Below are 23,578 nucleotides of genomic sequence, written 5' to 3' on the forward strand. Positions count from 1 at the left end.
GTTCACAGTGCGCCCATGCGGCGGATGACAGGGGCGACGCGCTGCACGCCGTGGCGGTACGCGCCGCGCGCCGCCCCCCTCACCGCGTCGCGCACCAGTCGGCGCACGCCGGTGGGTTCCGTCGCCCGGGCCGCGCCGGGCAGCGGGGTGCCGTCCGCGGCGAGGTGGTGGCGGGCGAGGATGCCGGGCAGGTAGCCGGGCGCGGTGGCGGTCGTGTAGTAGGGGGCGATCGGTGGGAGCTCGGTGCGGCCGAGCAGCTCGGCGACGCGTCCGCGTGCCTCGTCGAAGGCCGTCCCGTAGCTTCCGTCCGCGGCGACGCCCTGGCCGGCCAGCCATTCCTCGTCGGGCAGCGGCCGGTGGCCGCTGTCGAGCGCGTCCCAGGAGGTGAGCAGGCCGGAGCCGAGGAAGTGGTGATTCCCGAGCGCCTCGCGCACCCCGAGGTCGGACAGCACGGCCGTCGGGACACGGCGGTGCAGCGCCTCCAGCGCGGCCGTCGACGAGACGGTCACCAGCAGGTCGGTGCGGTCGAGCACCTCGCCCATGTGCCCGTACACAAGGCTGAAGTTGGGCGGCAGTCCGCCGGGGAGCTTGTCCGCCAGCTTCTGGTACGGCAGCTCCTCCAGGTGAGTGGTGTGCTCACCGGGCTTGGAGCGGAGTTTCAGCAGGACTTCACGGCCGGGGTGGAGCCTGGCGTGCTCGACGAGCCTGCGCAGCAGGTACGTGCGGTCGGCGCGGCTCTCGGGCACGGACGGCTGGGCCGCGAAGACGACGGTGTCGCGGCCTTCCTCGCGCTCGTAAGAGGCTCCGCCGAGGAACGGCAGCGCCGCCTCCGTCACCGAGGACGCGTCGGCGCCGACGCCCTCGTACACCGCGCGGAAGCGGTCCGCGTCGTGGCGTGAGTTGGCGAGGACGATGTCGGCGCCGTGCCGCAGCAGCAGGCCGTCGGCCAGCTTCTCGTAGACCACGCCGACGTATCCGGTGACCAGCACGGGCCGGAGCGGCAGCCGCAGCGCGGCCAGGCCGTGCAGCATCGCCTGCACGGCACCGCCGACGAGGGCGAGGACGACGACGTCGTACTGCTCGTCACGTATCGCCCGGAGGAATTCGGCGGCGGTCACTTCGCGCAGTGCGTCCGCCTCGACCCCGACCTCGGCGAGCTGGCGGGCGGTGGGCGTGGCACGGCCGCGCAGCAGGAATCCGGTGAGCGCGACGCCCTTCGCGGAATCCTCGGCGCGATCCGGCGCGGTGATCCGGCGCGCGGTCAGCGCACCCCACTTCCACCGGGTGTCGGAGTCGGCGAGCACGGCGACGCGCAGCGCTTCGCTGGTACTTGATGGCACGTCGAGGACGCTAGAAAGGCATTTCGTTCGGCGGCCCAACTGGGCAGCAACAATTGGTTAACAGCGGGTCGACGAATCGCGAAAAGGCCTATGAGCCGATCCGGTTAACAATTCCGCCGCGCCCCGTTCACCCGCTGTCCTTCCTGGCGTCAGGGTGAATGCCGGACCGCCGCCTAGTGTCCTGCGGGTGGTTAAGCTCTCCGTCATCGTGCCGTTCTACAACGTCCAGACATACGCGCCCGACACCCTCAGAAGCCTGCGTGCGAACGCGCGCGAGGACTTCGAATTCCTGCTCGTCGACGACTGCTCCAGCGACGGGACCCTGGAGATCCTGGAGCGCGCGCGGCGTGAGATCCCCGGGGCGGTCCTGGTCGGACACGAACGGAACGGCGGCCTGGCCACGGCCCGGAACTCCGGCCTGGACGCCGCGCGCGGCGAGTTCATCACCTTCCTGGACGGCGACGACTGGCTGGCGCCGGGCTATTACGGGCAGCTGGTCGCCGCCATCGAGGGGCTGGGCGTCGACTTCGTCCGCACCGACCATGTCCAGTGCACGGGCCGCGATCGCAAGGTCTTCCGGGTGCCGGTGGGCCGCAGGAACGAGGTGCTGCGGCCCCGGGACATGATCCTGCCTGCCGACCGCACGACCTCCGTCGACTACCCGATGGCGTGGGCCGGCATCTACCGGCGCGAGTTGCTCGACCGCGGCCTGCTCCACTTCACGGACGGTCTGCGGACGGCCGAGGACCGGCCGTGGATCTGGCGGCTGCACCGTGAGACCGAGTCCTTCGCGGCGGTGGGACTGCTCGGGATCTTCTACCGGCGCGGTATCGCGTCGTCGCTGACGCAGATCGGCGACAGCAGGCAGCTCGATTTCATCAGGGCTTTCGACCAGGTGCTCGAAGAAACGGCAACGGATCCGGATTCCGAACGGCTGCTTCCGAAAGCCGTACGAACATATTGTGCCGTTATTGCCCATCATCTGGGATCAGTGGAGAGGTACGAACCGGCCGTGGCCCGGAAATTGCGTTCGATGAGTGCGGCCGCGCTGCGGCGGATGCCCCAGGACATTCTGAAGGACGCACTCGGCTCCATGGACGCCGAGCGGGCGTCCCGGCTGCGCAGGGCGCGCCGCCGGCCCGGGGGCGCGGCCACGCCGGCCCCCGTCGCTTCCACCGGGGCGGCCGCCTGATGAGCACGACGCGCACGACCCAGATCTTCTTCGCCTCCACGCTGTACGGCGCGGCCACGCTGGCGGCCGCCCTCGACAGCGGCTGCTTCGAGCCCGCGGACCGGCGTCTGCTGCTCGTCAGCAACAACGCGGCGATCCCGGAGACCGCACACGCGCTCGACGAGATGCCGGGCTTCGAGCGGCTGCGCGGCCGCTTCGACGAGGTGCTGTCCTGGAACGAGGCGATCGAGCCCCTCCATCCGGGAGGCTGGTCGGCCCGGCCCGAGGACGTCCCGATATGGGAGCGTTTCCTGCGCGGGCTGTGGGGGCTCGGCGACGACCGGATCGAACTGGTCCTGGAGTCCATCCAGGTCAACCCGGCCCTGGCGATCGCGCAGCTGTTCCCAGAGGCACGGCTCGATGTCTACGCGGACGGCCTGATGAGCTACGGGCCGACACGGAACAAGATCGACCCGCTGGTCGGCGAGCGCGTGCGGCGGCTGCTCCACCTGGACCTGGTGCCGGGCCTGAAGCCGCTGCTGCTGGCGGAGTTCGCCGCCGAGCCGCAGCTGGTGCCGGCCGAGGCGTTCACCAAAGTGGTCGAGGAACTGGCGAAGGGCGCTGGGGGCACCTCCCGCGCCCAAGGCCGTGGCGGAGATTCGCCCGCACTCCCGGACATCACCGATGCCGATCCGCCGGCTCTGCTCCTCGGGCAGTACCTCGCGGCCCTGGACATCCTCACCACCGACGAGGAGGAGGCCCTGCATCTGCGGATGGTGCGGGGCGCGGTCGCACTCGGCCACCGGCGCCTCGTCTTCAAGCCGCACCCGGTGGCCCCGGCCGCGTGGTCGCGGGCGCTGGAGCGGGAGGCGGAGCGGCTGGGCGCCGAACTGACCGTGCTGGAGCAGCCGTTGCTCGCGGAGGTGCTGTTCCAGGAGCTCAAGCCGGCACTCGTGGCGGGCTGTTTCTCGACCGCGCTGCTCACGGCGAGCACGTTCTACGGCATCCCGGTCGCGAGGACCGGCACCGAGGAGCTGCTCGGCCGGCTCGCCCCGTACCAGAACAGCAACCGCATACCGGTCACGATCGTGGACGCGCTGCTGCCGGATCTGGACGAAGGGGCCTCGGGTCCCGCCGGTCCGGCGGACGAGGAACTGGCCGGTCTGGTGGCGGCGGTGGGCTTTGCCATGCAGCCGAAGCTCAGGTCCGACCTGCGGGAGGCGGCGCAGACCTATCTGGCCGCGCATCTGTCGGCCCGCACCTGGCGCTACTTCAAGCGTCGCCGACTGACGGTCCTCGGCCTTCCGGGCGGAATCCCGGTGCCGCGTAACGCGGCGGTAAGGCGTGTGGTGCGGCGGGCGCGAAGGCTGAAGAAGGCGGCGCTGGGCTGACCGGCCTCTCCCAGCCGGTGCTGGGCCGACCTGCTTCACCGAGGCGGCACCCGGCCGGGCGGCCTCGAGCAGGGAACCCAGGGCCGGGCGGAACCCGGTGCACGTGGTCCCGGACCCTCTCCCGGGGAACCTCCGGCGCCGTCGATGCCACCCAGCTCCCGATCCGGGTCGCCGGACACCCCGGGTAGGGCGGTGTCCTCGCGCTCGACGGCGACCCCGGCCCGGCGACCACGGCCGCGGTCAAGCGCTTCCAGTCGGCGTACGGGCCGGCCGCCGACGGCGCCGCGGGCCCCGCGGCCTTCGACAAGCTCTCCGCACTCCAGGACGACGACTGCACGCCGTCCACTTCGGCTACGCCGAGCTCAACGACCGGCAACTCCACCTGGGCGGGCGGCGTGGGGAGCGCGGCCACAGCCAGGTCCGACGCCCTGCGCACCATGGGGAAGCTCGAGGCCGAGCGGCACGCTCCGGGCGACCTGTCCCTCACCGTGACCGGTGACTTTCGCTCACGGGCGTGGCCCGGCATCGCCTCACGGGCCCGTCATCGGCGCACCTCGGGCGGGCCGCCCGGGGCCCGGCGCCCGTCAGACGGGCCCGGTCCTCAGGCCGGCTTCTCCGGCCCCCGAAGCACGTGGTCGATTCCCGCCACCACCGCGGCCAGCCCCGCCTCGAACCCCTCGTCGTGGTGCGAGAAGACCTCGAAACCGGCCTCGGCCGCGAGCGGATGCTCCGCGAGGCGTCCGGCCCGTGCCTGAAGGTCGTAGCCCTCGCTGCCCGCTGCCGGGTCCGGGCCCATCGCCTGCTCCTCGATCACGTAGCCGATCGTGTAGCTGTACGCGGTGAACCAGGCGCGCGCGGCCCCCGCCGTCGTGAAGCCCGCCGAGGTCAGGGCGCGCAGATGGGCCTCCATGGGCGCCGCGTAGCTCGTGTCGGTGAAGCGCGTACCGCTGTAGACCCTCGCCCCGTCGCGGTAGCGCAGCAGATGCTCGCGCAGTCCGCGCATCGCCGCGGCGAGGCTGTCTCGCCAGTCGTCGGACAGGAACACGGCCATGTCGGCGGCCATCCGCCGGAGCATCTCCGTCGCCATCTCGTCGAGCAGCGCCTGTTTGTCCTTGAAATGCCAGTACAGAGCGGGCGCCTTGACGTCCAGCTCCTTGGCGATGGCGCGCAACGTCAGCCCCTCCAGGCCCACCTCGTTCAGCAGGCGCAGGGCGGTGTCGGCGACCCGGGTGCGGTCGATCTTCGTAGGTCCCACCTTGACAGTTTAACGCCGTTAAGGGCACGCTCCTCCCCATGGAACTTAAATCGTTAAGGAAACGGACGTCCTCATCGTGGGCGCCGGACCCAGCGGGCTCGCCCTCGCGGTGGACCTGGCCCGCCGCGGGGTCCGGGCGCTCGTCGCCGAGAAGGCCCAGGGCCTCTTCCCCGGTTCACGGGGCAAGGGCCTCCAGCCGCGCACGATGGAGGTCTTCCACGATCTCGGTGTCATCGACGCCGTCCTGGCGGCGGGCGGACGCGCCCCGATGGGCCTCATCTGGAAGGACGGCGAGCGGACGGGCGCGTACGACATGTTCGACCGCGCCGAGCCCACGGACGCCGAGCCGTACGGCGAGCCCTGGCTGCTGCCGCAGTGGCGCACCCAGGAGGTCCTGCTCGCCAGGCTCCGCGAGCTCGGCGGCGATGTGGCCTTCGGCCAGGAGGTGACGGCGATCGCGCAGGACGCCGAGGGGGTCACGGCGCACTTCGCGGAGGGTGGCGCCGTCCGGGCGCGGTACGCGGTCGCGGCCGACGGCGGCCGCAGCACGGTCCGCACGGCCCTCGGCATCGGGATGGAGGGCGAGGGCGTCGACCCCGCACCGATGCTGGTCGCGGACGTCCGCATACCGGACCTCGACCGGGACAACTGGCACATGTTCGCCGGCGGGGACGCCGGCTACCTGGCGATCTGCCCGCTGCCCGGCACCGACGACTTCCAGCTCGTCGCACAGTTCACCGCGGGCTCGCCCGACACCTCTGCCGAGGGAGTACGCGCACTGGTCGCCACCCGAACCCATCTGGCGGCCGATCAGGTCAGCGAGGTCCGCCGGGCCTCCGACTTCCGGCCGCGCGCCGCCCTCGCCGCCCGCTTCCGCGACGGCCGGATCTTCCTGGCCGGGGACGCCGCACACATCCACTCCCCCGCCGGCGGCCAGGGCCTCAACACCAGCGTCCAGGACGCCTTCAACCTGGGCTGGAAGCTCGGCCAGGTGCTGCGTCACGGCGCACCGGAGGCGCTGCTCGACTCGTACGAGGCGGAGCGCCGGCCGATCGCGGCCGACATGCTCGGCCTGTCCACACGGATCCACCGGGGCGAATCCCGGCGCGGCAGCGCGACCCGCCAGCTGGGCCTCGGCTACCGCGGCGGGCCGCTGGCCTCCGGCGCGGCGGGTGCACTGGCGGCAGGTGACCGCGCCCCGGACGGGCGGTGCCCGGACGGCACCCGTTTCTTCGACGCCTTCCGCGGCCCGCACTTCACGCTGCTCGCGGTCGGTACCGACGCGGAACTGCCGCAGGAGCTGCCCGATGTCGTCCGCGTGCTGAGGACCGAGCCGTACGAGGCGTACGGCAAGGGCCTCTTCCTCGTCCGCCCCGACGGCTACATCGGCTGGGCGGGTCAGGACACGAGAGGGCTGGGCGACTCTCTGGTGCGGGTCACGCGCTGCTGAGCGACAGCTTCACCGCGAAACCGAGGAACAGCACCCCGGCAGCGGATGTGGCGCCCGCCGAGAGCTGCTTGCGGCGACGGAACGCGGACGCCAGATGCGTACCCGTGAAGATCAGCAGGGTGAGGTAGAGGAAGCTCGCCAGCTGGGCGAAGGCACCCAGGACCAGGAAGGAGAGCGCCGGGTAGGCATAGCCCGGATCCACGAACTGCACGAAGAAGGCGACGAAGAAGAGAATCGCCTTGGGGTTGAAGAGGCTGACCACGAAGGCGCGACGGAACGGCCGCTCGGCGCCGGCCGACGGCGCCGCGTCGGCCGACCCGTCGGACACGCGCTCGTGCCGGGTGCGCCACATACCCCAGGCCGCCCGCAGCATCCCGATCGCCAGCCAGGTCAGATAGCCCGCACCGGCGTACTTCACTATGCCGAACAGCACGGCGTTGGCCTGGAGCAACGAGGCGACTCCGGCCGCGGACAGGGTCATCAGAACCGTGTCCCCGCACCACACGCCCGCCGCTGCTGTGTATCCCGTGCGCACACCGCGGCGCGCGGCGACCGACAACACGTACAGCGAGTTCGGCCCCGGCAGCAGAACGATCAGGACGAGGCCCACGAGATACGTCGGAAGATCTGTCACACCCAGCATGAGGCGGAGTGTCGCACAGGGGTACGACACTCCGCCTCGGGGTTTCGCATGACGGAAACCCGGGGCGCGCGCACATGGGTTCACGGTGGTTCACCATGGTTCACGACAGTTCACGCCAGTTCATGGCGGTTCATGGCTATTCACGGCGGTCCGGCACGGCCGACAGCCCCGCGGAGCCGGTCAGAGCGCGGCGCTCGGAACGTACGTCCCCCACACCTCGCGCAGCGCATTGCACACCTCGCCGACGGTGGCCCGCGCCCGCAGGGCGTCCTTCATCGGGTAGAGCACATTGGCCGTTCCCTCCGCGGCCTCCTTCAGCTCGGCGAGAGCCGACTCGACGGCGGCCCGGTCACGCCCGGCGCGCAGCTTCGCCAGCCGCTCCGCCTGCTGGGCCTCGATGGCCGGGTCGACACGCAGCGGCGTGTAGGGCTCCTCCTCCTCGAGCGTGAAGCGGTTGACGCCGACGACGACCCGCTCGCCGCTGTCGGTCTCCTGCGCGATCCGGTAGGCGCTGCGCTCGATCGCGTCCTTCTGGAAGCCTCGCTCGATCGCGCTGACCGCGCCGCCCAGCTCCTCGACCTTGTCCATCAGTTCCAGCACCGCGGCCTCCATGTCGTCGGTCATCCTCTCCACGGCGTAGGAGCCGGCGAAAGGGTCGACGGTGGCGGTGACATCGGTCTCGTACGCGAGCACCTGCTGGGTGCGCAGCGCGAGGCGGGCCGACTTGTCCGTCGGCAGGGCGATGGCCTCGTCGAAGGAATTGGTGTGCAGCGACTGGGTGCCGCCGAGGACGGCCGCGAGGCCCTGGACGGCGACGCGCACGAGGTTCACCTCGGGCTGCTGGGCGGTCAGCTGCACTCCGGCGGTCTGGGTGTGGAAGCGCAGCATCAGCGACTTGGGGTTCCCGGCGCCGAACTCGTCCCTCATCACCCGCGCCCAGATCCGGCGCGCGGCACGGAACTTGGCGACCTCCTCCAGGATCGTCGTACGCGCCACGAAGAAGAACGAGAGGCGGGGGGCGAAGTCGTCCACATCCATCCCCGCGGCTACAGCCGTTCGGACGTACTCGATGCCGTCCGCAAGGGTGAAAGCGATCTCCTGCGCGGGCGTGGCACCGGCCTCGGCCATGTGGTAGCCGGAGATCGAGATCGTGTTCCACTTCGGGATCTCGGCCTTGCAGTATCTGAAGATGTCCGCCGTCAGCCGCAGCGACGGCTTGGGCGGGAAGATGTAGGTGCCCCGGGCGATGTACTCCTTGAGCACATCGTTCTGGATGGTGCCGGTCAGCCGGTCGGCCGGAACCCCCTGCTCCTCGGCGACCAGCTGGTAGAGGAGCAGCAGGAGAGCGGCCGGGGCGTTGATCGTCATCGACGTGGAGACCTTGTCCAGCGGGATCCCGTCGAACAGGACACGCATGTCGTCGACCGAGTCGATGGCGACCCCGACCTTGCCGACCTCGCCGTGCGCGATCGGCGCATCGCTGTCGTGACCCATCTGGGTCGGCAGATCGAAGGCCACGGACAGACCTGTCGTGCCGTGCGCGGTCAGCTGCTTGTAGCGGGCGTTGGACTCGACCGCGGTGCCGAACCCGGCGTACTGACGCATCGTCCACGGGCGGCCGGTGTACATCGACGGATAGACACCGCGCGTGAAGGGATACGAACCCGGCTCCCCCAGCTTCTCCGCCGGCTCCCACCCGTGCAGGGAGTCCGGCCCGTAGACCGGCTCGATGGGCAGTCCCGACTCCGACTCGCGCGCCATGTTGTTGTGCCTTCCGCTGGGCCTGCTGCTAAAGGTGTCCCCTGAGCTTCTGACTCGTTGGCTGGTTGCCGAGCGACCGCCGACCGCCACCCACCGACCGCCGCCCGCCGCCCACCGGCAGCACCGGAGTTACCGGCCGGTGAGTCCGAGCGCCGGACTGCAGCGCCGGACTGGACCGACGGACCGGGCCGACGGACCGGGCCGACGGACATGCGGGCGGAGCGCCGCACGCCTGAGGCCTCCTCACAGCATGCCCCGCGGTCCGCAACCAAGCACGGCCTGGAAGCATCCCTACTGACACACGACCGTCCCGGGGGGCAATCCATGCACCGCACGTCCGTCCTGCACAGAACACTGATGGCCGCTGTCGCCATCGCTCTTGCCACCAGCTGCAGCGCTCCGTCCGCGGGGGGCGGCGGAGCGGCGGGATCGTCCACGAGCAGCAAGCCTTCGAAGACACCGGCCGCTTCGGCCGATCCGGTCACGGACTCGAAGCCGAGCGGGGCCCCGGTGTCGCCATCCGGCACGGCGAGCGGCACCCCGTCGGCGGCATCCAGGGTGCTCATGAAGGAGGAGTCGGAGAGCGAGCAGGTACGGGAGCTGCAGGCGCGGCTGCGTCAGCTCGGTTACTTCCACCGCTCGCCCACCGCCTTCTACGGCTCGATGACCGCCGAGGCCGTCAGCGAGTTCCAGAAGAAGAAGGGTCTTGCCACGACCGGCTCGGTCGACGAGGCCACCTGGACGAGCCTCGTCGCGATGACCCGCAAGCCGACCGCGGACGAGCTGCGCCCCCCGACGACCAACACGCTGGACAAGCCCGACCCGCGGTGCATGAAGGGCCGTGTGCTCTGCATCAGCAAGGAGAGCAGGACGCTCGCCTGGATGATCGACGGCGAGGTCGTCTCGGCGATGGACGTGCGGTTCGGCTCGGAGAACACGCCGACCCGCGAAGGCATCTTCAGCGTGGGCTGGAAGGCCAAGAAGTGGACGTCGACGATCTACCACACGTCGATGCCGTACGCGATGTTCTTCAGCGGCGGCCAGGCCGTCCACTACTCGGCCGACTTCGCGGCCCGCGGCTACGGCGGCGCTTCGCACGGCTGCGTCAATGTCCGGGACAAGGGGAAGATCGCGGCCGTCTTCGACCAGGTGAAGGCCGGCGACAAGGTGGTCGTCCACTGGTGACCGGTGTCCACCGATGACGGTGGAGAAGTGAGGGGCGCGGGCGGGACCGGGGGAACGTGTCCCGCCCGCGCCATTTGCGCCGAGCCGTAGGTACGGGGGGAACCCCGGCTCAGGCGCGGCCGATGACCAGTCGGCTCACTTACTACTGCGCCGTAGTCCCGAAAAACGTCACACCTGGCCGAAAATTCTTCCGACGGATCGGAAACCGCAGGTCAGAGAGGTGGTGCGGTGGCCCGAAGGGGCGTCGCGGGCGGAGCCGGGACCGAGGGAGCAGGAGCCGGCAGGCAGCACCCCCGGCAGGGACCCGGGGGTGCTGGACCCGGCAGGCGCGCACCCGCCACCCACACCCGCACCCGCACCCGGGAGGGACCCCCTGTCGGCGCGCTCGTGGCCCCGTTGCTCCGGCGCGGGGATCGCTGGTGGGCCCCGTCGGCACATGAGGACGGGCAACGCTTGACCTGGAGCGCGCTCCAAGTCCTACGGTCGTCATATGACCAGCGGTAACGCCGTTGCCCACACCGAGCCCGCGCCCACCGTCACCCAGGTCGCGGAGCGCACCGGGCTGTCGCCCGACACCCTGCGCCATGACGAGCGGGCAGGGCTGTTCGAGCGCGTCGGGCGCAGCACCGGCAACCAGCGCCGCTACGCGGCGGCCGACCTGGCACGGCTGGAGTTCCTGCTGCTGCGGGAGACCGGCATGCCGGTCTCCGACATGCAGAGGTCGCGAAGTTGCGGTCAGCCGGGCAGGCCACCGTCGCCGACCGGCCGGCCGTGCCGCGCGAGCACCGCGCGGTGCTCGCGGACCGTATCCGCGGTCTGCGGCGCGCCGCCGGCGCGCCGGATCGGGCACTACGAGCGGCTGCTCGCCGAGCAGCCGGAGCAGGGAAGGGGCCACCCATGAGCACCTCAGAGCGTCCCGTTGCCGAGACCCGCCAGGACCGCTTCGAGCGCGGCATGGAGGTGCTCTCCCGAGTCGACGGGGAGGCCGGGCGGAAGGTCGTCGACTCCCTCGCCGGAATCTCCCCCGAACTCGGCCACCAGGTCGTCGCCTGGGCCTTCGGCGAGATCTACGACCGTCCCGGCCTGCGACCGCGCGACCGGCAGCTCGTCACGCTGGGCATGCTGACCGCGCTCGGCGGCTGCGAGCCCCAGCTCGAAGTGCACGTCAACGCCGCCCTCAACGTCGGGCTGACTCCCGAGGAGATCGTCGAGGCGCTGCTGCACTCCGCGGTCTACTGCGGCATGCCAAGGGCCCTCAACGCCACGTTCGTGGCCAAGAAGGTCTTTGACGAGCGCGGCCTGACGCCCGTCACGACGGGATGAGACCGCACGCGTGAGTGCCGTCTGCACCAGGTCGGCGAGCGTGCGGCCGGTGAGGACCGCGCCGCGCGCCATGGGCAGCGACCCTGGTGCGGTGACCGGAAAGGTCTGCCGAGTGGTTCGGGGCGTCCGGTGCGCTGAATCGCAAGGCGGTGGGGGTACCGCCCGGCCGGAGGCTGGGCGGGATCGCCCTCGTAGTGGGCGTACACGGGCGACTCCGACAACGCCGCGAGGTGCTGGGGGTACCCCGCCGGGCGAAGGTCTGGGAGAGTCGCGCGCCGGTGAACCTTCCGGTCGCAGCACCGGGCGCCGGCAGCACCGGCGGAGGCGTCAGCCGGAAAGCGGAATGCCGGCGACGGACAGCACCGGCAGCCCGATCACGGGCGCGGGGGCGGGGTTCGTCGGAAAGCCCGGGACCGCGGGGGCTCCGTCCTCGCCGTCGTCACCGCCCTGGTCGTTGCCGTCACCGCCGCTGCCGTCGTCCCCGCCGTCGCCGTCTCCGCCGTCCTGGTCGCCGCCGCTGCTCGACCGTCCGGCGCCGGACAGCACCCGGTCGCAGAAGCGCTTGATGCGGTCGGCGCCCCGGGCCACGTCCTCCAGCCGGCGCTTGCGTTCCTCGTCGAGCTGTCCGCTCCGGTAGTCACGGCAGGCATCGACGGTCCTGCGGTACCGATCGCCGTGTCCGTAAGAGTCCTTGCCCTTGGACTCGCCCGGCTCGCCGCCCTGGGCCGGGCCGCCCGGAGTCGCCCTGTCGCCGCCCTGCCCGCCCGTGGACCCGCGGGTACCGGAGGACGGCGGCGGCACCGGGTTTCCGCCACCGGTCGGGGACGACGGCAGCGGCGTCGTGTCGTTCCCGCCCGTCGGCGAGTCGGAGACCACCGGTCCCGGCACGGCGGCCGAGACGGTGGAGGCGGGCATCGGGGCGCGATCGTCGCCGAAGGGGGTGGGCAGCGCACCGGCGACGGCCGCGACGGCCACGCCGCCCACGGCGAACCCGGCGAGCGAGGCGGCCAGTCCCCAGCGCAACGGCCGGGCCCAGCGGGCCGGGCGAGGGGCGGGCGCAGTGAGCCGGACGGGCGGGAGCAGTTCCGCCGCGCCGCCGTCCCGCGCCTTGCGGAACGCCGCGAGCGCGGCCTCCTCACCACGCAGGGACTCGGTTCCCGCCTCCCGTACACGGGCGGAGTCCAGCACTTCCGAGAGACTTTGCGCATCGCTACGCGCGTCAACGCCGACGGGCTCGACAGGTTCCCCGCGGAGCAGTCGCTCCGCCGTCTCCTCGTCGAGCCATTCGTACCGCTCGTCGGCCATCACATGTCCTTCTGCGTCCGCAGAGGCGAATGCGTCACACCGGCGGACCGCGCGGCACCGGGCCGAGGGGTGCGCTGCGGCGGTACGGCGCCCAGCTCCGCGCCGCGTCCGGGGCTCTCCGTACCTTCGTACGCACCGTGCTCACCAGGGCTTTGGCCACCGTGGGCGCCGGGGTCACCGGCGCCGATCAGCTCCGCCAGCCGCTTCAGCCCCCGGTGGGCCGCGGTGCGTACCGCACCCGGCCGCTTCCCCAGCGTCTTCGCCGCGCTCTTGGCGTCGAGACCGACGACCACACGGAGGACCACGGCCTCCGCCTGGTCCTGCGGCAGTTGGGCGATCAGCTCCATCGTCCGCCCGGTGGCGAGGGCCTCCATGGCCTCGCCCGCGGTGTCGGACTCGGCGGGTTTCCCTGTGAGTTCGGTCTCATCACCGCCGATGGCGGGCCGCCGGGCGCGCATCCGGATGTGATCCAGAGCACGGTTGCGGGCGATCCGCGCCGCCCAGCCGCGGAAGCGGTCGGCGTCGCCGCTGAACCTCTCCAGGTCCCGCGCTATCTGCAGCCAGGACTCGGATGCCACGTCCTCGGCGTCCGGTTCACCGACCAGCGTGCGTATGTAACCGAGCAGCCGCGGATGTACGGCGCGGTACACAGTCCGGAACGCGTCTTCGTCCCCGGCCTGAGCCGCGAGCACTGCGGCGGTCAGCTCCGCGTCGTCCCCCAGCACTCCCACTACCCGTTCGTCATCGCGGCTGGTCACACCCACCGCACGCCCCATCGCGCAAGAGCACGCTACGTGCCTACCGCTGCGTACGTCCATGTCTTGTACAACTTGCAACATTCTGCTTCAGGCATCGTGTGACAGAAAACGCACCCCCGGCGCTGAAGGTAGTACGGGGCCGCGCAAGCGGCCCCGGCGGACGACGACCGGGGCCTCTCCTGTGGGGGGTGGCGGCCCCGGTCGTCCTTCCTGCTTCCCCCTGTCGCGTGTCGCAGTCATCTTCCGCGCGTGGGCCTGGCGGCTCATCAGTTGGCGTGGGGCGACGCGTGACGTATCCCGCGGGCAGCGTGCCGAGGCCGGCATGGAAGGGTCAGCCGATCGCGATGCGCGGGTGTGCCGACGGCGTGATCCACGCCATGACCCGGTCCATCGTCGCGCGCGGCACCGAGACGCATCCCGCCGTCGCGCCCTTGCCGTTCACATGCAGGAAGATCCCGGCCCCGCGGCCCGGTACGGCGGGCCGGCGGTTGAAGTCGACGACCAGCACCTTGGCGTACTGCGTCGGGTAGTTGACGAGATGCTCGCTGCCCCGCTCACCGGACTCGGTGAGCGGGAAGTCCGCCCCCGCCTCGGTGTGCATCGAGTTGTAGAACTTCGACTCAGGGTCCTGGACCCACCAGTGCGTGGAGTCGACCTTCGTGTACGGCATGGCGGTGCCGCCGGCCTCCACGCCGAAGCCCTCGGTGATGGTGTACGTGCCCGACGGCGTGGTGTTCGTACCCTGCTTGCGCGTGGCCCCGTCGACGAGCCCGTTGGCCCCGACACGGCCGCTGTCGGCGATGACCGCCTGCCATCCGGACGGGCCCTTGGACCAGGCCATGACCGTGCCGTACGAGCCGCTCGCCTTCACCGTGATGACCTGGGTGGCGTCGCCGACGGCGACCGGTACGGGGAAGAACGGCGCGGCGGGCGCGGCACCAGGGACGACGGACAGGGTGGACACGGCGGACCCCTCGGGGTCCTGAGCTCCGCAGACCGACACCAGCACCATGGCGACGCCGGGCACGGCGAGCGCGGCGGAAAAGCTACGGGACGAGGACAGCACGAGGTGATCCTCCGGTCGTCGGAACGGCGCGTCGGCGCTCGGCCGCGCGACAACGCGGCCGGTTATACATGGACATACCGTCCGAGCACCACACGACGCGCATGCGAGGCGTAACAGATGTGCACGGGTCCGCTTTCACCTCGTACACGAGCCGCACGTGAAGTCCCGCCCCGCGGGACCACAACCGTCACTCCTCAACCGCGCCGTACCAGCGCCATGACTCCAGCCGCTCCCGCCCCGGCAGTTCGCCGCGGCCCGTCGCCCACAGCAGGGTGGCCCAGCGGTCGGTGTCTGCCGGGGCGTCGGGGAACAGTCGCTTGAGGACGCGGTCACAGAGGCCGGCGGGCGGGGTCCAGGAGACACCGAGGCCCTCGGCGATGTCATGCGTGTGGACGAGGACCTCGACGACACCCATGCCGGCGAAGCCCTCGGGATCGGACGTGCCGAAGCCGTGGTACGACCGCACATCGGCCGGTGTCGTGCGAACCATCGCGGTGAGCATCGCACCGCAGGCCTCCAGCACCAGCAGCAGTCCGGTGGGCCCGGCAGAGCGGTCCGCGAACGTCACGTTGCGGGGGCCGCCGGCCCTCCGCGCCGCCCAGTCGAACGGGATCTCGCCGTCCAGCGGGGGCGCCTCCGGCCCCAGTTGCGCGGCATAGGCGAACAGGTCGTCGGCGAGATGCTCGACGGTCTCCCAGCAGGTCCATTCAAGCGCCCCGGCCTTCGCGTCCCAGTCACCTCCGAGGCCGCCCCGGAGCGTCGTGAGCGCGAGCCGCACGGCGTGCCGGACATCATCGGCGGTGACGGGCATGCGCGTCGGGTCGTGATCGTCGGCCATGCCGGGACCGTACCAACGTCACCCGAGCGGCTGTCACCCCGTACTCCGACGGCCCCTCAATCACTTCCTCATTTCGGGCGATCATCGGCACAGCCAGGGCCGGGTCGTCCCTCTCTGCCCGGTTCCGCTCCGTATGCTCCCGCCCCATGAACAGCCGCGCCATGAGGCGCTCCCGGATCACCGTGCTCGCCGCCTCCGTCGCCACGGGGCTGGCTCTCGCGGGGCCCGCGACGCCTGCCGTGCCTGCCCCCGTCCCCGCTCCTGACGCGCTGAGCGGGGACGTCCACAGCCTCCTCATGCCTGCAGGTGACGACCCGTCACTCCAGGTGCTTCCCGCCCGGACCACACAGCCGTTCAGCATGATCGGCCTGACCTGGAACGACGCTTCCGTGCAACTCGAAGGCACCGCCGAGGTCCGGACCCGGGACAGCCGTACCGGCGTCTGGTCCCAGTGGCGGACGCTCGACGCCGATGTCCGTGCGCCCGAGACTGGTCCCGAACAGCCCGGGGGTGCACGGCGCGGCGGGACCTCGCCGCTGTGGACCGGACCGTCCGACGGTGTCCAGCTGCGGGCGCAGGGCGAGGCGCTGCCGGAGGGGCTGCGCGTCGAACTGATCGACCCGGGGCGCGGCACCGACGTTTCCGTCACCCCGGTGGACCCGGGATCCGCGTCCTCGTCCCCGGCCCCGGAAACCCCGCCCGCGCTCGCCCAGGCACCGGCCGGGGCACCGTCGATCATCTCGCGTGCGGGGTGGGGCGCCGACGAGTCGCTCGTCGAGGACCCGCCCCGATACAACACCACGACCAAGGCGATCTTCGTCCACCACACCGCGGGGACGAACAACTACACGTGTGCGCAGTCGGCCTCGATCATCCGGGGCATCTTCCGCTACCACGTGCAGAGCCAGGGCTGGAACGACATCGGCTACCACTTCCTCGTCGACAAGTGCGGCAAGGTCTTCGAGGGGCGGGCCGGCGGGATCGACCGTCCCGTCCAGGGCGCGCACACCTACGGCCTCAACGTCGACACGAGCAGCATCTCTGTCCTCGGCGACCACATGACGGCCAAGGCCGTTCCGGCCGTGAAGAAGGCGATCGCCACGGTCGCCGCATGGAAGCTCGGGCTCTACGGGCACAATCCGGCGGGATCCGTCACGCTCACCGTGGGCGCCGACAACGGGAACTTCGAGCGGGGGGACCGGGTCCGGCTCAAGCGGATCTCCGGACATCGCGACGGCTCGGCGACCGACTGCCCCGGCGACAAGCTCTATGCCGACCTGCCCGAGGTCCGCACTCTGGCCGCGGCGGTCGCCGCCGGGGTCGCCCTGTACGGCACCACGGACGAGGAGGGGACCCCGGGCGCCGGACCCGGTCCCGACCCCCGCCCCGGCCCCGGCTGGGACGCCGGCCTGCTCTCCGGCCTCACCGACATCACGACCGGCGACTTCGACTCGGACGGCTTCCTGGACACGGTCCTCACCTACCGTACGGCCGGGGGCGCCATGCCCCTCGTCCTGCTGCACGGCACCGCGAGCGGGCCGGACACGGCCTCCCCCGCGGTACTGCACGGCGCGGGCGGCCAGGCCGTTGCCTCCGGCGACCTCAACGGCGACGGCTACGACGACCTCGCCGTGCTGACGGACCACGGGATCGACACCTTCCACGGCTCGGCCGACGGACTCACCACCACCGGTGCGGCGACGCTCGACGGAAGCGGACACGCCGGTTCGTCGTTCACCGCACGCGACACCGACGCCGACGGGTACGACGAACTCCTCGTCGACGAAGTCGTCGTGGCGAAGGGCAGCCCGCACGGAGCCGCCCCGGCCAAGACTTAGCGTCTTTCTTTCGGATCAGGCCGGATCGGTGAGCGGGGTCCGACCGCACGCCACGTGCATCGCAAGGCGGAAGAAGGAGCCCCCACGGTGGGGGCACCTCCCAGCGGCAGCCGGGGGACGTCGGCGACCGACGACAACGCAGCGAGGTGCGGCGCCAGAACACGCGAACCCGGCAAGATCCGAATGAGAGGCCCAGGCGCCCGGGCGCTGTCCGGCCCGAGCAGGCCGGACAGTGCCCCCTGGTGTCGTCTAGGAGTCGTCCGAGTCCTGTGCGGCTCTCGCCCGGCGGGACAGTGCGGCGCGGAGCACGCGCTGCCCTTCCACCGAGAGGTCCAGGGCCCGTCGCAGGCCCGCGCCGCCCGGGTTGGCGGACAGCACCTCGAGGATCTGGATCTGGCGGCGCTGCTCACCGGCGACGAGCGGCCCCTCCGCCCCGCCCGAGGGGTCGAGCTCCTGATGGAGCTCGAGCGCCAGGGCGGAGCAGGCGGTGGCCCATTCCGCCAGCGGCTCCGTCGCCCAGTCCGACGGCGCGGCGCCGATCATCTTCCGTACGGGGGCGGCGGCCTCGTCTGCGACGGGCGTGCCGTCCAGCGTGGCCCTGGTGGTCTCCAGCCGGTCCACCCAGCCGTCCTCACCGTCGGCGATACCCGCCCAGAGCGGGCGCAGCACGTCGGTTTCGTCGACGAGCAGGGGCAGGCAGCGGTCGAGACAGGCCAGACCGCTCGCGGCCAGGCTCCGCTCATCCGCCTCAGCGATCAGTTCCACCAGGCCCATCGACGCCTCCCGACTGTGCCGACACAGTATGTCCCTTACTGCGCCGGGTGGCTCAAAATCGTCACCCGGCCGCGACAGATGCACCTGACTCGTCCGGAATGCCCAAGCGTTGGAGGAAGCCGAAGAAGAGCTCCTCCGCGCCGGCCGCGATCGGCTCGGGCCGGGGCGCGCGCAGGATCTCCCGTAACGGGCCGGTCTCCACGCCCGCTCCGGCCTCCGCGGCCCACTCGGCCGCCAGGCGCGCCGCGTCCTCGGGGGACGGATAGAGGTCGTCGAGCGTCATCTCGCCGGTGGCGAGAAATCCGGCCATGTTCTCCCTGGCCAGACAGGCGTACCAGGAGCCGCTGCCGGGCGCCGCCCCCTCCACCGCGACACAGGCGCTGTCCATGACGAAGCCGAAGAGCACGGGTACGCCCGCCGACCGGGCGAGCGCCCCCATGTCACCGAGGTCGGGCTCGCTCGGCGCCCGCCATACCTGCCAGCCGCCGGGCCTTCGCGAATGCAGCACAAGATCGGACCGCACACGCGCGAGTGCGTCCTGCTCGGCCAGTGGACGCTCGCCCCTGCCGACGAGGTAGTACCCCCAGAAACCCATGTCTGCCCCCCTGCTTGCGACTCCAGCGTGACCTGCGGGACGCCGTGCCGTGCCACGCCGACGACCCGCGACACGCTTACCTCACAGCCCTATGGCATTCTGCGCACGTCGAACGCGGCTTGTGGCGGGCTCGGTTGAGAAAGAAGTCCGAAAAGCAACGGTCGGGAATCGTGTTCACCGCAGTGTTCACCGCACTGCGCCCGTTCGCGCCCCAGGCATCGCCGGGGAAGACGCTCGACCTCTTCGTGGCGAGGTACAAATCCCGCTACGCGGACGAGGTTCCCCACGTGCCGGCGTCCGCCACGGTGACGATCCGGATCCGCCTCCGACCGCGGCCGGCGCCCCGGAAGCCGGGGTGCGAGCCCGTACGGCCCTCAGGCGCGCTCACACCGGTACCGGTACCAGGTCGGCGGTCGCCCTGGCGCGCTGCATCGCCGTCACACGCCGGACGACCACGATCGCCAGCAAGGCCGCCATGAGGTCGATGGCGTCGCTGACGATCAACACCCTGAGCCCGTCCCTGATCGCCTCGGGGGCCTGCGCCGCGTCGTACCCCTTGCCCGCGACCCTGTCGACCGCGAGCGAGAGCAGCCACATCGCCCACCAGGCGTTGAGGAGCGCGTGCGAGGTCCACCGGGCTCCCGTGACCGGCCGGCTCGCGTTCCAGACGTCGCCCGCGATCCCACGGGGGATCCAGAGGTTCCCGATCGGGATGAACCAGCCGCCGATCGCCCAGCCGGGCCCCCGCCGCTGCAGATCGGGCGCGAGGACCCCCGCGTTGATGCGGGCCCGGTGGAACCAGATGATGAAGAGGACACCCGCCCCGATCAGGGCCAGGCCGTAGAGCCCGCCGGACACCGCCATCAGCAGATCGGCGCGGTCGAGTTCGTCCCGGGTGCGTGCGGACACGTCGGCCGCCCACACCCGGCGCATGTACGCCGCCGCGGCGATGCCCGCCAGATCGGCCACGACGACGGCGCCCAGCAGGGCCAGGACCGCGTACGAGAGGCCGGCCAGCGAACGCAGCCGTGGCGTCGGCCCGGAGACGGCTACCGGCGGCGCGGCCAACGGCGGCGCGGTGTTACCGGCTGCGACCGCGCAGCCGTCGCAGAGCCCCGGGCCAGTCGTGGCCTTGTGTGTCGAGCAGTTGGAGCAGAGCACGGTCGAGGTCCCCCCGGATGAGCCGTGAAGTGCGCCTCTCCCCAGAGGCGCAGCGGTGCGGCCCGGTCGCGACCGCCCGCGGACGATACGTTGCACGGCCGAGCGCCGTCCAGCGGATTCCGTGCGAAACCGCAGCTCCAGGCCGTAAGCCCATATCCGTAGGTTTCTAGGTCCCAAGGTCCGTAGGTTTCTAGGTCCCAAGGTCCGTAGGTCCGTAGGTCCGACCGAAGCCCCGGGCCGGAGGTCAGGCGAGCCGGTTCGCCAGCGCCGTGAACCCGGCCCACGCCAGCGGCGGCTGACCCGGTGTCCACAGCTTCTGGGACACCGCCCGCAGCGGCATCCGGATGCCCGCCGCCACCTGCTCCTGGGTCTGGGCCTGGGCACGGTCGCTCCAGATCGCGAGCCGGCCGCCCAGTATCTGCTTCGAGTAGCGCGCGGGAACCGCCGTGGTGCCGCGCAGGACGAGCGGGTTCCACTGCTCGTAGATGCGACGGCCGGTGGGATAGGTGAACTCGTTGGGCTCGCCGAGCACGTAGTAGAGGTACTCGTCGTTGAGGTTGACCACCTTGCGGCCCTCCGCCAGATACTCCTGCGGCGGGCGCGCCCCGATCTCCTTGCCCGTCCAGTACTCGACCTCGATGTCCTTGTCCGCGGAGATCACGCCGCCGCGGAAGAACCCGTCGTTCCACGCCTTCGGCTTCTTCTCCGCGGCGCGCACCACCGCGGCACGGTCGTTGAGCCAGCCGGTGGCGAGGTCCTGGACGCCGGCGTTCGGTCCGTACTTCTGGACGGCGGCACGGGCGAGCTGCGGATACGAGGCCGCCGGGTTCCGCACGGTCAGCGCCTGGTACTCGTCGGCGCCCACATGGAACCACCCACCGGGGAAGAGTGCCGCGTACTCGCGCAGCAGATCGTCGACGATCCGGGCCGACTCGGGCTTGGATATGTCGATGGCGCCCTGGCGGGGCACCCCCTGGACGTTTCGCAGCTGGAGCTGCGGATGGGCCCGCATGACCGCACCCAGGTGCCCCGGCGAGTCGATCTCGGGCACGACGGTGATGTGCAGGCTCCGCGCGAGGGCGATGATCCGGCGCACCTGTTCCTTGGTGAGGTGCTGTGCGGAGACGACCTCGGGATGCGAGTCGGAGGCTATTCGGAAGCCCTGGTCGTCGGAGAAGTGCAGCCCGAGCATGTTGAGCTTGAGGTCGGCCATCTCACGCAGCCGGGCCTCTATCCAGCCCGCGGTGAAGGGCTTGCGCGCGATGTCGAGGTTGAGGCCGCGCTGGGGACGGTCGGGCCGGTCCCTCACGACGCCCTCGGGCATGACCCCGCCCGAGCGCAGGGCCTGCTTCAGGGTGCGGGTGCCGTAGAAGACCCCGGCCTCGTCGGGGCCGGTGATCCGGACACGGTCGCCCCGGGTGGTGATGGTGTACGACTCCGCCGCGTCGGGCTGCGCGGGGCCGAGCGCCAGCTGGATGTCACCGGGGCGCACCGGGCCGCTGTTGCGTACTCCGGTCTTCAGCTCCTGGGACAGCAGCCGGGCCTCGTCGGCGAGTCCCTCGCTGCCTTTGGCGACGACGACCGCACTGCCCGGACCCGGCCGCCAGCCGGGGCCGCGGGCAGCCTCGTGGGTACGTACGGAGGGGATGGTGCGGGGCGCCGTGGAGAGCGGGTAGCTCTTCGTCGGCGTCGGCGTGGGGGTGGGGGTGACTGCCGGTGGCTGCGCCTGCGCCTGCTCGCCCGTCGCCCTACCGCCTCCCGAGCCTGCGGAGGAGCAGGACACCAAAGTGGTCAGGGCCGCCGCGGCGGCCACCGCGGATCCCGCGAGCCGTGTGCTCCTGCGCCGCCAGGTCATCGCATGAACCTCCTCTTCCCGGTGAAGTATGACTAACTGAGATGAACCGGGCGAAGTCGGGCAGGATCGTCTATCATGCGCGCCGAAACCTTCCCGTCCGGGTGAAAATCGAGCAACAGCCGGACAGCTTCCACCGCAGTATGGATAACGTTGTGGCTCACCCACCTCACCTTTCCCAGGCACCCACCGTGCCCGGATGGAGAGCCGCGCCGCCGAGGAGCCGAGGAGCACACGCTGTCCAGCGAATCGCACACCGGCTTCCTGCGGATCCCGGCACCGGCCGGACCCGCCCGCCCCACGCCCGCCCGCCCTGCGCCCCTGCCCGGCCTCGAGCGGTTCAACACCGCCCCCGTCGGCGCCGTCGAGGCGGCCCTGCTCGCCTGCTGCGGCAGCCGCCGCTGGGGCCGGCGCATCGTCGCCCACCGGCCCTACCCCGATCTGCACGCCCTGCTCGCCGCCGCCGACGAAGCCGGCTACGACCTCGCGGCGGCCGATCTGGACGAAGCGCTCGCCGACGAGTCCTCGTCCGGACTGCACCCGGGTGCGCCCGCGGCCGCCCACACCGCGCTGCGCGCCGCGCAGGCGGCGTACGAGAGCCGCTTCGGCCACGCGTTCGTGATCTCCCTCGACGGCTTCGCCCCCGACGAGCAGCCCGATCAGGTGCTGGCGGCGATCCGCTCACGACTCGGCAACGATCCGGACGAGGAGCGGGTGGTCGCCGCCGACGAGCTACGCCGACTCGCCCGCGCCCGGCTGGCGCATGTAGTGGCCAATCACCCGGAAAGAAGCAGTTCAGGGCGCCGGGGAAGCCGTCCCGATAGCCCGTCCGTGCCTGTTTGATCACACATAACGACCCCGGGCGAGGGAACCGACATCTCGTCGCTACGATGGCCAGGGCCGGTGGACCGTACCCGGCCGGGCCAGACCGACAGAGCTGTCACTTTTGGTAGAACGCTGGCGGCCGGCTCCAATCCCCGCTCCCGGAGGGTTTTTCCGTGCCGGCTGGAACGCTGTACCGCGGCCGGGAAGGTATGTGGTCCTGGGTGGCTCATCGAGTCACCGGCGTCCTCATCTTCTTCTTCCTGTTCGTACACGTGCTGGACACCGCTCTCGTCCGTGTCTCCCCCGAGGCATACGACGAGGTCGTGGCCACGTACAAGACGCCGCTCGTCGCGCTGCTGGAGTACGGCCTCGTGGCCGCCATCCTCTTCCACGCGCTCAACGGCCTTCGTGTCATCGCCGTCGATTTCTGGTCCAAGGGCCCGCGGTACCAGAAGCAGATGCTCTGGACCGTCATGGGCATCTGGGTCGTGCTGATGGCGGGCGCCCTTTACCCCGTCCTCGGCCACGCCGCACGTGAACTGTTCGGGAGCTGACGCCAGACATGTCTGCTGATTCCTCTTCCGCGATCGGGGCCGTCGAGGGCGTCGGACTGTACGACGCCGACCACCCGGCCCCCTTCATCGAGGCGCCGCGCAAGCGCACCGCGAAGACCCCGAAGTCGACCCGCGGCAACTTCGAGATGGCCGCGTGGCTCTTCATGCGTCTGTCCGGTGTCGTCCTCGTCGTCCTCGTCATCGGCCACCTGCTGATCCAGCTCGTGCTCGACGGCGGCGTCTCCAAGATCGGCTTCGCCTTCGTGGCCGGCCGCTGGGCGTCCCCGTTCTGGCAGGTCTGGGACCTGCTGATGCTGTGGCTGGCCATGCTGCACGGCGCCAACGGCCTCCGTACCGTCATCAACGACTACGCGGAGCGGGCCAACACGCGCCTGTGGCTCAAGGGCCTGCTGTACACCGCCACGGTGTTCACCATCCTTCTGGGCACGCTGGTGATCTTCACCTTCGACCCGAACATCCGCTAGGCACGGGG

The 23,578-nt window shown here is 71.3% G+C and carries 22 protein-coding genes and 1 pseudogene; 11 read left to right on the plus strand and 12 right to left on the minus strand.

The window, feature by feature from the left end; all coding sequences use genetic code 11:
• Positions 1 to 2 precede the first annotated feature (2 nt).
• The gene (locus ACFU5O_RS09505) at positions 3 to 1,340 is read right to left on the minus strand and encodes a DUF6716 putative glycosyltransferase (protein ID WP_384238377.1); all 1,338 of its coding nucleotides are present in this window, start codon (positions 1,338 to 1,340) and stop codon (positions 3 to 5) included.
• Positions 1,341 to 1,527: 187 nt separating this feature from the next.
• On the opposite strand from ACFU5O_RS09505, the gene ACFU5O_RS09510 reads away from it, so the two are divergent.
• The 3 genes and pseudogenes from ACFU5O_RS09510 to ACFU5O_RS09520 form a co-directional block, all read left to right on the plus strand.
• Positions 1,528 to 2,532: a glycosyltransferase family 2 protein gene (locus ACFU5O_RS09510; RefSeq protein WP_384238379.1), complete on the plus strand. Its 1,005-nt coding sequence runs from the start codon at positions 1,528 to 1,530 to the stop codon at positions 2,530 to 2,532.
• Positions 2,532 to 3,902: an alpha-2,8-polysialyltransferase family protein gene (locus ACFU5O_RS09515; RefSeq protein ID WP_384238381.1), complete on the plus strand. Its 1,371-nt coding sequence runs from the start codon at positions 2,532 to 2,534 to the stop codon at positions 3,900 to 3,902. Before ACFU5O_RS09510 ends, ACFU5O_RS09515 begins: the two co-directional genes overlap by 1 nt.
• Before the next feature lie 101 nt (positions 3,903 to 4,003).
• A pseudogene (locus tag ACFU5O_RS09520) lies at positions 4,004 to 4,447 on the plus strand (peptidoglycan-binding protein); the annotation flags it as partial.
• A 56-nt stretch (positions 4,448 to 4,503) separates the two neighbouring features.
• Here the strand turns inward: ACFU5O_RS09520 and ACFU5O_RS09525 are convergent.
• Positions 4,504 to 5,157, minus strand: coding sequence for a TetR/AcrR family transcriptional regulator C-terminal domain-containing protein (locus ACFU5O_RS09525; protein ID WP_384238383.1), 654 nt, complete (start codon positions 5,155 to 5,157; stop codon positions 4,504 to 4,506).
• A gap of 49 nt (positions 5,158 to 5,206) precedes the next feature.
• Between ACFU5O_RS09525 and ACFU5O_RS09530 the strand changes: the two genes are divergently transcribed.
• Positions 5,207 to 6,607, plus strand: a complete 1,401-nt coding sequence (locus ACFU5O_RS09530; RefSeq protein ID WP_384238946.1) for an FAD-dependent monooxygenase — start codon at positions 5,207 to 5,209, stop codon at positions 6,605 to 6,607.
• Here the strand turns inward: ACFU5O_RS09530 and leuE are convergent.
• Positions 6,594 to 7,250, minus strand: coding sequence for a leucine efflux protein LeuE (leuE, locus tag ACFU5O_RS09535; RefSeq protein WP_384238385.1), 657 nt, complete (start codon positions 7,248 to 7,250; stop codon positions 6,594 to 6,596). The two genes, ACFU5O_RS09530 and leuE, sit on opposite strands and share 14 nt — an antisense overlap.
• 180 nt (positions 7,251 to 7,430) lie before the next feature.
• Positions 7,431 to 9,011: a methylmalonyl-CoA mutase gene (locus ACFU5O_RS09540; protein ID WP_384238387.1), complete on the minus strand. Its 1,581-nt coding sequence runs from the start codon at positions 9,009 to 9,011 to the stop codon at positions 7,431 to 7,433.
• Positions 9,012 to 9,335: 324 nt separating this feature from the next.
• Here ACFU5O_RS09540 and ACFU5O_RS09545 point away from each other — a divergent pair, with 324 nt between their 5' ends.
• The 3 genes from ACFU5O_RS09545 to ACFU5O_RS09555 all read left to right on the plus strand — a co-directional run bounded on the left by ACFU5O_RS09545 (position 9,336) and on the right by ACFU5O_RS09555 (position 11,519).
• Positions 9,336 to 10,196 (plus strand): peptidoglycan-binding protein, encoded by an 861-nt coding sequence (locus ACFU5O_RS09545; RefSeq protein WP_384238389.1) that lies wholly within the window; start codon positions 9,336 to 9,338, stop codon positions 10,194 to 10,196.
• Positions 10,197 to 10,686: 490 nt separating this feature from the next.
• A complete protein-coding gene (locus ACFU5O_RS09550) occupies positions 10,687 to 11,097 on the plus strand; it encodes a MerR family DNA-binding transcriptional regulator (RefSeq protein ID WP_384238391.1) in 411 nt (136 codons plus the stop codon).
• On the plus strand, positions 11,094 to 11,519 hold the full coding sequence (locus tag ACFU5O_RS09555) for a carboxymuconolactone decarboxylase family protein (protein ID WP_384238392.1): 426 nt from the start codon (positions 11,094 to 11,096) through the stop codon (positions 11,517 to 11,519). Before ACFU5O_RS09550 ends, ACFU5O_RS09555 begins: the two co-directional genes overlap by 4 nt.
• A gap of 327 nt (positions 11,520 to 11,846) precedes the next feature.
• Here the strand turns inward: ACFU5O_RS09555 and ACFU5O_RS09560 are convergent, their stop codons facing one another.
• The 4 genes from ACFU5O_RS09560 to ACFU5O_RS09575 form a co-directional block, all read right to left on the minus strand.
• Positions 11,847 to 12,824, minus strand: coding sequence for a hypothetical protein (locus ACFU5O_RS09560; protein ID WP_384238394.1), 978 nt, complete (start codon positions 12,822 to 12,824; stop codon positions 11,847 to 11,849).
• Positions 12,824 to 13,549 (minus strand): RNA polymerase sigma factor, encoded by a 726-nt coding sequence (locus ACFU5O_RS09565; RefSeq protein WP_384238948.1) that lies wholly within the window; start codon positions 13,547 to 13,549, stop codon positions 12,824 to 12,826. Before ACFU5O_RS09565 ends, ACFU5O_RS09560 begins: the two co-directional genes overlap by 1 nt.
• Before the next feature lie 364 nt (positions 13,550 to 13,913).
• Positions 13,914 to 14,648: a L,D-transpeptidase gene (locus ACFU5O_RS09570; protein WP_384238396.1), complete on the minus strand. Its 735-nt coding sequence runs from the start codon at positions 14,646 to 14,648 to the stop codon at positions 13,914 to 13,916.
• Positions 14,649 to 14,835: 187 nt separating this feature from the next.
• Positions 14,836 to 15,486, minus strand: coding sequence for a hypothetical protein (locus tag ACFU5O_RS09575; protein WP_384238398.1), 651 nt, complete (start codon positions 15,484 to 15,486; stop codon positions 14,836 to 14,838).
• Positions 15,487 to 15,632: 146 nt separating this feature from the next.
• Here ACFU5O_RS09575 and ACFU5O_RS09580 point away from each other — a divergent pair, with 146 nt between their 5' ends.
• Positions 15,633 to 17,324 (plus strand): FG-GAP-like repeat-containing protein, encoded by a 1,692-nt coding sequence (locus tag ACFU5O_RS09580; protein ID WP_384238400.1) that lies wholly within the window; start codon positions 15,633 to 15,635, stop codon positions 17,322 to 17,324.
• A gap of 249 nt (positions 17,325 to 17,573) precedes the next feature.
• On the opposite strand, the gene ACFU5O_RS09585 is transcribed toward ACFU5O_RS09580, so the two are convergent.
• The 4 genes from ACFU5O_RS09585 to ACFU5O_RS09600 form a co-directional block, all read right to left on the minus strand.
• Positions 17,574 to 18,098 carry a hypothetical protein gene (locus tag ACFU5O_RS09585; RefSeq protein ID WP_384238402.1) on the minus strand — a complete coding sequence of 175 codons (525 nt, stop codon included), beginning with the start codon at positions 18,096 to 18,098 and terminating at the stop codon, positions 17,574 to 17,576.
• Between the two features lie 61 nt (positions 18,099 to 18,159).
• On the minus strand, positions 18,160 to 18,693 hold the full coding sequence (locus tag ACFU5O_RS09590; RefSeq protein ID WP_384238404.1) for a hypothetical protein: 534 nt from the start codon (positions 18,691 to 18,693) through the stop codon (positions 18,160 to 18,162).
• Positions 18,694 to 19,077: 384 nt separating this feature from the next.
• The gene (locus tag ACFU5O_RS09595; RefSeq protein WP_384238405.1) at positions 19,078 to 19,854 is read right to left on the minus strand and encodes a DUF4328 domain-containing protein; all 777 of its coding nucleotides are present in this window, start codon (positions 19,852 to 19,854) and stop codon (positions 19,078 to 19,080) included.
• Positions 19,855 to 20,098: 244 nt separating this feature from the next.
• Positions 20,099 to 21,709, minus strand: coding sequence for a glycoside hydrolase family 20 protein (locus tag ACFU5O_RS09600; protein WP_384238406.1), 1,611 nt, complete (start codon positions 21,707 to 21,709; stop codon positions 20,099 to 20,101).
• Positions 21,710 to 21,970: 261 nt separating this feature from the next.
• On the opposite strand from ACFU5O_RS09600, the gene ACFU5O_RS09605 reads away from it, so the two are divergent.
• From ACFU5O_RS09605 to ACFU5O_RS09615, 3 genes are all read left to right on the plus strand, one after another.
• A complete protein-coding gene (locus tag ACFU5O_RS09605; protein ID WP_384238949.1) occupies positions 21,971 to 22,549 on the plus strand; it encodes a 2-oxo-4-hydroxy-4-carboxy-5-ureidoimidazoline decarboxylase in 579 nt (192 codons plus the stop codon).
• Positions 22,550 to 22,704: 155 nt separating this feature from the next.
• Positions 22,705 to 23,085 carry a succinate dehydrogenase, cytochrome b556 subunit gene (gene sdhC / locus ACFU5O_RS09610; protein WP_147987791.1) on the plus strand — a complete coding sequence of 127 codons (381 nt, stop codon included), beginning with the start codon at positions 22,705 to 22,707 and terminating at the stop codon, positions 23,083 to 23,085.
• 8 nt (positions 23,086 to 23,093) lie between these two features.
• On the plus strand, positions 23,094 to 23,570 hold the full coding sequence (locus tag ACFU5O_RS09615; protein ID WP_384238408.1) for a succinate dehydrogenase hydrophobic membrane anchor subunit: 477 nt from the start codon (positions 23,094 to 23,096) through the stop codon (positions 23,568 to 23,570).
• Positions 23,571 to 23,578: the final 8 nt, after the last annotated feature.

The organism is Streptomyces sp. NPDC057445, from assembly GCF_042802855.1.
Taxonomy (GTDB): Bacteria; Actinomycetota; Actinomycetes; order Streptomycetales; family Streptomycetaceae; genus Streptomyces.